The 7,704-nt window shown below is 47.3% G+C and carries 8 protein-coding genes; 4 read left to right on the top strand and 4 right to left on the bottom strand.

Going from position 1 to position 7,704, the window contains the following annotated elements; genetic code table 11:
- The coding region (locus QUA40_RS26615; protein ID WP_333131446.1) for an AMIN domain-containing protein at positions 1–1,248 on the top strand (1,248 nt) is incomplete at its 5' end.
- Between the two features lie 368 nt (positions 1,249–1,616).
- On the opposite strand, the gene QUA40_RS26610 is transcribed toward QUA40_RS26615, so the two are convergent.
- The gene (locus tag QUA40_RS26610; RefSeq protein ID WP_333131444.1) at positions 1,617–2,213 is read right to left on the bottom strand and encodes a DUF3172 domain-containing protein; all 597 of its coding nucleotides are present in this window, start codon (positions 2,211–2,213) and stop codon (positions 1,617–1,619) included.
- 287 nt (positions 2,214–2,500) lie between these two features.
- Here QUA40_RS26610 and clpS point away from each other — a divergent pair, with 287 nt between their 5' ends.
- Positions 2,501–2,782 carry an ATP-dependent Clp protease adapter ClpS gene (gene clpS / locus QUA40_RS26605; RefSeq protein ID WP_172192892.1) on the top strand — a complete coding sequence of 94 codons (282 nt, stop codon included), beginning with the start codon at positions 2,501–2,503 and terminating at the stop codon, positions 2,780–2,782.
- Positions 2,783–3,009: 227 nt separating this feature from the next.
- Here clpS and QUA40_RS26600 read toward each other — a convergent pair whose 3' ends face one another.
- Positions 3,010–3,342: an RNA-binding protein gene (locus QUA40_RS26600; protein WP_190743136.1), complete on the bottom strand. Its 333-nt coding sequence runs from the start codon at positions 3,340–3,342 to the stop codon at positions 3,010–3,012.
- A gap of 286 nt (positions 3,343–3,628) precedes the next feature.
- Positions 3,629–4,909, bottom strand: coding sequence for a hypothetical protein (locus QUA40_RS26595; RefSeq protein ID WP_333131442.1), 1,281 nt, complete (start codon positions 4,907–4,909; stop codon positions 3,629–3,631).
- A gap of 409 nt (positions 4,910–5,318) precedes the next feature.
- On the opposite strand from QUA40_RS26595, the gene QUA40_RS26590 reads away from it, so the two are divergent.
- Positions 5,319–6,701, top strand: a complete 1,383-nt coding sequence (locus QUA40_RS26590; RefSeq protein WP_333131440.1) for a UDP-N-acetylmuramoyl-tripeptide--D-alanyl-D-alanine ligase — start codon at positions 5,319–5,321, stop codon at positions 6,699–6,701.
- A gap of 123 nt (positions 6,702–6,824) precedes the next feature.
- Here the strand turns inward: QUA40_RS26590 and QUA40_RS26585 are convergent, their stop codons facing one another.
- Positions 6,825–7,259, bottom strand: a complete 435-nt coding sequence (locus QUA40_RS26585; RefSeq protein WP_333131439.1) for a hypothetical protein — start codon at positions 7,257–7,259, stop codon at positions 6,825–6,827.
- 216 nt (positions 7,260–7,475) lie between these two features.
- On the opposite strand from QUA40_RS26585, the gene QUA40_RS26580 reads away from it, so the two are divergent.
- Positions 7,476–7,658 carry a hypothetical protein gene (locus tag QUA40_RS26580; protein ID WP_333131437.1) on the top strand — a complete coding sequence of 61 codons (183 nt, stop codon included), beginning with the start codon at positions 7,476–7,478 and terminating at the stop codon, positions 7,656–7,658.
- Positions 7,659–7,704 lie beyond the last annotated feature (46 nt).

The raw sequence follows: 7,704 nt of genomic DNA, 5'->3' as shown, positions 1-7,704 counted from the left end.
CTATCCTTGCTCTTCGCTGTGCTTATCTCAACGGTCAACTTTCAATTTGATGTATTTGCCAAAGTGAGATGCACCCATGCTTCTACAGTCACAAGTTGGAAATTCGATCCGGCGACAAATCAGCTAGAAATTACTCTTCCAGAGGGAACAACCCCCACATATTCTCTACTCAACCCGTCTCAGATTGCTGTGGATTTACCCAATACTGAGATCGGAGTAGATGCAACTCAGCTATACCCGCAAGGCAGAGTGCGTTCTGTGGGGGTGAGTCAACTTCAACCGGGAACGGCCAGAATTCTGGTCAATTTTGCTCCAGGAGTCGGTTTCAGCGCAGGGCAAGTTCAATTCCAAAGAATTGGGGTAGAAAATCGCTGGGTGTTGCGTCCTTTGCTCGAACCGACTGCGAGCATGGAAACTCCCGAAACTCAACCCCAGCCTGCCATACAAGTACCGCAAAACCAGCCACCGACAGATTCCAACTCAATTGGTGCCCCAAAGGTCGATCGACCTGAGCCTCCTACTCCCCTGAATCTTGCTACAAATTATTCGCAGCCGCCAACTCCAAATGACCAAATCCGGCCGCTAAGAGTGCCTTTAGTCAATGTTCGCCTTGACGAACGCCGTGGGCTACAAGCTGCTGCTGTACCCCGCCTAGCTCCTCAAAGAACGGCTGCTGCTGCACCCCAACAGCGGACGCTTACTTTTGGTGAACCACTTCCTCGCGGCCGCTCAAATCCTCCTTTGCAGGCTGCGGCTGGGGCGAATGTCTTGTTGCCGGCGGGCACGGAGCTCAGTTTGCTATACCCCGGCGATCGGGCTTTGCGGCTGCAAGCGAAGCCCAGCCGAGAGGAAGTGTTGCTGCTGCAAGGGGAAATTCTCGACAGTCGCGGTAATACGATCGTACCTGCTAATACGCCTGTCATCGGCCGATTTGAAACGACCAACCTCGGTAGTCGATTTGTTGTCGAAGCTATTAGTCTGAACGGCCGCAATATCCCTCTCTTGGCTCGATCCCAGGCTGTGGAAGGCCGCCGACAACAGCCTTCCGATCGCAGTTTGTTGCGAAATACTGGTATTGGTGGCTTAGCTTTGTTCTTGCTGAGCGGCTTTTCCGGCATCGGTTTGTTGGCTGGAGCAGCCGGTGGTGTTGCTACAACTTACGTGGCTGCTCCTCAACCTGCTACGATTCAACCCGGCCAAATTTTGCAAGTTCAGTTAACGGAAGATTTCCCCCAGTTCGGTTTTTGAAGCAAGAAGGAAGTTCGGCAACGGATTCTGTAACGGATGTAACGGATGTCCGTCCGATGGAAGTCGGAAGAAGCAAGAAGGAAGAAGGAAGAGGTTTGAGGGAAGACTTTTTTCTTCCCTCGAACCTCTTAGTTCAATATTTTCTTAGAGCAGTTTTCCATTCTATGAAATAAAGTAAGGACTTAGGCTTTGCCTAAGTCCTACCCCCTATCTGTAATTGACTCCAATGAAAACCGGGCGTTGCGGATTTAGGGTATGAAAGACTAAATATGCAAATCATAGAAACCACTATCCACAAAGCTTCTGGATTTTTAACTTATTTTTTTCATACCCTGATTAAGCAACGCCAAAACCGCTATATCGGGGATTTAGAAATTTTGACCTTCCGTGGTTGGAGCTATCGAACCCGGTTGGTTGAGGAACAGGTTTTTAGCGCCGTCGTTTTGGTAGATACAGTTAATTTCGGGTTGAGCTTCCAGGGGGCCGGTGAAGCCAAAGGTGTTCATGCGATTTTTGCACTCTCGCACTTGGTTTTGGCTGATGAGTTTTCTTTGTTCCAGAATTGCCCAGTTATTGGTTCGCAAGACGCATCCCGGGCGCATACTCGGCTGCGAGATGTAGACGTTGAAGGGGTTAAGGGTGACGTAGAGGCGCATATCTGTCACCATCGCACTTGCTCCAAACTGCACGCAAAGTTCTGGGTTCGGGGCGCTGCGATCGATAAATTCACGGGAGGCTACGTTCTCAGGGCTAATTGTAGCTGTAGAGCTAAAGGCAATGCCAATCCCAATTCCCAGAATAAAGACGGCTGTTAAAATCCCTAGGGTGGCAGAATTGAGGAAAGAGGGTTTGCCGGACTGAGGTTGACGCCGCGACTGTCCGCCAAATGAGCCGGAGTCTTCATCTCCCCGGGATGGGTCGCCGCTGAATCTGTCGTCGTTGTAGGATTTAGGTTTGCGTTTCATATAAGGTTCCCTCAGTTCTGGAGACTCAACAGGTAGTAGTTTGTTATTTTTAACCGATCTCGCCTTTCTAATATTATGGCGCTACAAAGGTGGTTGCGGAGGGCCCAGGACACCCCCTCTGGGTTTGGTGGGGGGTTCACAGCGAGCGATCGACAAAGGGGCTGCCTTGTCTGAATTTTCAGATTTCAATAAAATAGCTGAAAGTGACATACTCTTGCACAGCGGAGGAATCCGGCTCAAGATTGTTGACAAATTTTAACATTTTACAAGTCAGGAGGTATAGATTAGTGTCTGTCGAAATTATTCAAAAAAGTTCCACAGTCCGCAAGCTTGCACCGCGCTACCGCGTTCTGCTGCACAATGATGATTTCAATCCTATGGAGTACGTGGTGCAGACTTTGATGGCGACGGTACCGAGTCTGACTCAGCCACAGGCTGTGAATGTGATGATGGAAGCCCACACTAACGGAATGGGACTGGTGATTGTTTGCGCTCTCGAACACGCTGAGTTTTACGCTGAAACGCTCAATAATCATGGATTGAGCAGCAGCATCGAACCTGACGATTAGAACCTGACGGTACTGCAACGGATTCGCCCAGTCTGTTTCAGACTCATACCGTCAACCCTCATACCAAAAAGCCAAGGGTTCGGCCCTTGGCTTTTTGGTATATTTAATCCGGTAGATATGGAAATTTGAAGAGCATAGGTTTTTCGGAACGGCCGGAAGTGGTTCGGAGCTAGGTGAGCTCGATCGCCAATTTCAACTCTCCAATCTCAAATCTTTATCAGAGGAAATTAATAACGTCCTCCGCCGCCGCCCCCTCCGCGAGCAAATTTTCCAGGGCCGCCGCCGCCCCGGTTGCCGCCGCCCCGGCCGCCTTCATCTTCGCGGGGCTTGGCTTTGTTAACTTTGAGGTCGCGACCCATCCACTCTGCTCCGTCGAGAGCAGCAATCGCTGCATCTTCTTCTGCATCGGTTGACATTTCAACAAAACCGAAGCCGCGGGGGCGACTGGTTTCTCTGTCGGTAGGTAGATGTACCCGCTTAACGGTTCCGTATTCGGCGAAGACGGTGGTGATGTCTTCTTGGGTAACTTGGTAGGATAAGTTACCGACGTATATCGACATGAGGAATAACTCCAAAATTTAGACAGTGCGAAGATTTCAGTTTCGGAGAGTCCCCTGCCGATACAGAAGGGCAAGTTTTTAGACAATTCTGTAGCAATGAACAAAGCCTGCAACTGAATCTGATTCACACTTGGTACTTTAACATAGAATAGCGTCTTTTGAGTAGGTTTCAGCAGTTAATTAAGTCGTTATAATTAAACGTAAAACTTTTAGGGTATTCAGAAACCTGGTTGATCGGTGTGATGTTTTGTCAAGGTGGAAGCACAGAAAGTTGTGGCACGCGCTCTCACCGCAGGAAAGATACATCCACCTTGCCAAAGTTGGTACTCAAAGCTAGGTTGACGTTTTCCAGGGCTTTGACTAACCACACCACGCCTTCTCGGGTACTGAATTCATAGTGACCGAACAAAATTGCCAGCCGCTTTTCTAGATAGGGCTTGACTTTGCCACAAATTAGTACGATTTTCAGCAGCAAACCTGTGGTTTGGGTAGGCCCGAGGTTTGAGATCAGGTCGATGAAGACAAAGTGGTTGGGCCGCACAGGACTCTCTACTACTAAAAAGTTCAATAACTGGCTGCAAGTTCTGATCATTAAAAATTCGTTGAACTTCTGATCATCGCTGTGAGGAGAGGTATTTTGTAGTTGCTTATACAATTTTTCGTTAAATTGACGTTTGCCGTAGCGCTCATCGGTGACAGAAGAAATCAGGTATTCGTACAAGTCGTCTTTAAAGGATCGGTAGGACTGATTTGTACTGGCGTTCGCCGTGAAACGGCCCGCTAGCTCTCTGTAGGTATCGGCTCCCTCTACTTTCCCCACAAATTGCTTGAGGGCAAAGAATAGTTCCGGGTCGGTCAACAGGGTCGGATTTTTTATAAGCTGTATATTTCTGCCGAAGGAAATGGAGGTTTCCCGACGCGCTATTTGAGCTTTTCTCACTTGGTGAGCGACATATTGTGAGAGGTTGATCTCAAATTGCTGCTGCTTTTGAGCTTGGATTTTTTTAATGATTTTTTGTTGTTCGTAGGTGCTGTCGTCGCTGAGGAGGCAGTGTTTGTAGAGGTAAGGGTAACGGGGAATTAAGGTTCCGAGGGCAAGGCTAGCAGGGGTTTTGCTGTTGCTGTTATCTTCATTGCTGTGAGTTATGACTTTGGCTAAGCGTTTGAGGGTGAGGTACTGTTCGCTTTCGATAAATTGATTTACTAATTTGGGGATGGAGCCTCGCCCCCCCGATCGATTGTATCCAAATAATATTTTGGGCGCTTCTTCAAACACAGCGATCAATTCAGGGATGGCGGCTTGCTTGCTGGGGTAAGTTTGCCAGCGGTTGATCAGGATGTGGCAGCAGCGGTTGAGGATGTATTTGAATTCTTGTTCAGCGTGTTCTGAGCGTGCTATTTTTTCGAGTGCGTTGGCGACGGAGTGATCGGGATATCCGCTGCCCTGGATAAACAAAGTGCGAAAGCGGCTGATGAGTTCGGCCGGCTGCTCTAGTTGTACCAACTCGAGCCAGTGGTTGTAAAGTAGCTGTTCTTCTTCGTGGCTTTGTCTGTTGTAGTCGTTCACTGTGGATTAACCCTCCGAGGCTGGGGCAGGAGCTTTCAGCGCTATTAGCTTGATGAATTGGCCAATGAATCCCAATAATTGAGTCAACCGAGCTTCTGGCCGGATGAGGCTTATGGGTAGAAGCTGTCAGCAGCTTAAGCCGATCGATATTTTTTGCTTAGGTAAACTAATTACCAACACCAGCATGACATGAATTGTTGGTAATTAGCAAGGCCTTAAATCACCATCAACTTTGTAAAGTATTGGTAAAGATTGTGGGTGCGTACGGGGTCATTTCTTGGTGAGGGGACGATTTAGTATTAGGATGATCAAGGTCAATCCTGATCCGCAGCCCGCTGTCAGTTGAATTTGAGGTTGGGCGAGGTAGAATTAGCTGTGAAAATAATTATTTGAAATGTGAGTGCTGGTTATGGTTTGTCGCGTAAGTATCGCCCAAATTGCTGAAATTTTAAGTGTACCTTTGCCTGCTGTGTCTGAGGGCATTTTGACAGCTTTAGGGACAGGTATTGCCACAGATACGCGAACTCTTGAGGGGGGCGAAGTATTTTTGGCGTTGCGGGGAGACAATTTTGATGGCCATCAATTTGTGGAAAAAGCCCGAGATTGGGGGGCGATTGCGGCGATTGTCGATCGAGATTGGCAAGAGAAATTGCCTAATTTTCCGCTGTTGCGCGTGGACGATACTTTAAAAGCTTATCAGTCGATCGCCCGTTGGTGGCGTGATCAATTCAGTATACCTATAGTTGCTGTTACTGGTTCTGTCGGTAAAACTACTGTTAAAGAATTAATTGCGACGGTTTTGTCAACAAAGGGAAATGTTCTTAAAACTCAATATAACTACAACAATGAAATTGGTGTACCAAAAACTCTGTTGGAGCTTTCACCGACCCACAATTATGCTGTAATTGAAATGGGAATGCGCGGGAGTGGCGAAATTGCGCTACTGTCGCAAATTGCGCGTCCTACTGTGGCGGTAATTACTAATGTAGGAACGGCACATATCGGGCGATTGGGTTCGGAAGACGCGATCGCCCAAGCTAAGTGCGAACTTTTAGCGGAAATGCCTGCTGATAGCATTGCTATTCTCAATCACGATGGCAATAGATTAATCGCAACTGCAGCCACAGTTTGGCAGGGAAAAACTTTAACTTATGGTTTAGAAGGTGGGGATTTGTGCGGGGAATTACTAAATAATGATACAATACTTCTAGATGGTATGGAGTTGCCACTGCCATTACCGGGGCGTCACAATGCTGTAAATTATTTGGCGGCTTTGGCGGTAGGAAAAGTGTTAGGTATTGATTGGGGAGTTTTAAAGCAAGGTTTGTCCGTGCAGTTACCGGATGGACGGGCGCGCCGCTACGATTTGCCGCAGGATATTGTGATTCTGGATGAGACTTATAATGCTGGTTTGGAGTCGATGTTGGCGGCGCTGAGACTGTTAGCAGATACTCCGGGAAAGCGCCGGATTGCCGTGTTGGGAACGATGAAGGAATTGGGCGACAGGGCGATCGAATTTCACCGGCAAGTGGGAAGGGCGGCGCGAGAGTTGAATCTGGATGCTTTGTTTGTTTTTGCTGATTTTGAGGAAGCGGCGGCGATGGCTGCGGGGGCTACGGGTTTGCATTTTGTGGAGATAGGAGATATTACAGCCAAGGATGGGCGGGAAGATTTAGCAAAGCGGTTGTTGGGATTTGTCGAAAAGGGCGATCGGATTTTATTTAAAGCTTCTCATTCGGTTGAGTTGAATCGAGTTGTGGAGAAGTTTAGGGCAGATTTTGCGGGGGAGTAATAGAAAAGAAATTTTGGGGATTTGAAATTATGCGAGCGCTTCTAGTCGATCGCCGCCTCAAACTCACGTTTCGATCGCTGATGCGTAGGGTAAGATGCCCATCTGCACCTAAGTCCCGAGGGTTCAATATTTTGATAGCCCTCTGGCCTCGATTTCGATATCGGGATCGATCTCAATTATTGAAATTTTGGCATTTTCAACTACTGTATTTCCCATCATTGTATTGTGCATTGCCTCAAACTTAGATTCATCTTTAGCAATTCGTTCGTAGTGCAAAATTACGTGATAACGCTTTTCAATCGGCTCTTCCGAATCCGAAATTTCCACCGCATCCCAATCTATATTTTGAGAGTCTTCGGCTTGCTGGCGGTAGCGAGATGCTAAATTTTCCAGGGCGATCGCGATCGCGTGTTCTTTCGTTTGTCCGTAAAAATTCATGGTATCATCAGGGCGATCGCTCAGAGATGACGAAATCTGACAAAGATACTGCCCGTTTGATTGAGCGCAAACGTCGATCGCAATTGTACCAGCAGTGCGATCGGGATTTATTTGAGTCATAAGCTGTTGGGCATTTAAAAGACGATAGTAGGGTGCGTTAGTCCATAAGCGTTTCCCTTGTCCAGTAAGTATTATAACTGACGCACCCTACAAGGCTGAAACTCACCACAGCGCAAGTTTTAGGAGCCGGGGAAGCATGACCTATTTCAGGATATGTCGAAAAAAAGTTAAAATATCGATTAGTTTTCGTTTCACTTGTCATGTCGGAGAGCAAATATGAGTTCAGTTGAGGAAACCGAATTGTCACAAATCGTTGACTTGCCACTGATAGGGTCTGCTGAACAATATCTCTTCTCAGTCAAAGACAATCGAGAGCGTGCTGATAAGCTAAAAGAATTACTTATCCCTAAGCTTAAAATAATCATTAAACCTCTTGCGAAAGTGCGATCGCTTTGGTAAAATAAAAGAAAAAATTAGCTTAATAATATGAATTACGAACAATTAC

Source organism: Microcoleus sp. Pol11C3, from assembly GCF_036701485.1.
Taxonomy (GTDB): Bacteria; Cyanobacteriota; Cyanobacteriia; order Cyanobacteriales; family Microcoleaceae; genus Microcoleus.
The sequence above is the reverse complement of the archived record's forward strand: the minus strand, read 5'-3'. Positions and strand labels throughout refer to the sequence as shown.

What these genes read in the sequence shown, in the direction of transcription:
- QUA40_RS26600 (WP_190743136.1), bottom strand. Translation starts at nt 3,342, where the DNA reads ATGTCGATATACGTCGGTAACTTATCCTACCAAGTTACCCAAGAAGAC.
- QUA40_RS26585 (WP_333131439.1), bottom strand. Translation starts at nt 7,259, where the DNA reads ATGACTCAAATAAATCCCGATCGCACTGCTGGTACAATTGCGATCGAC.
- QUA40_RS26580 (WP_333131437.1), top strand. Translation starts at nt 7,476, where the DNA reads ATGAGTTCAGTTGAGGAAACCGAATTGTCACAAATCGTTGACTTGCCA.
- QUA40_RS26610 (WP_333131444.1), bottom strand. Translation starts at nt 2,213, where the DNA reads ATGAAACGCAAACCTAAATCCTACAACGACGACAGATTCAGCGGCGAC.
- QUA40_RS26590 (WP_333131440.1), top strand. Translation starts at nt 5,319, where the DNA reads ATGGTTTGTCGCGTAAGTATCGCCCAAATTGCTGAAATTTTAAGTGTA.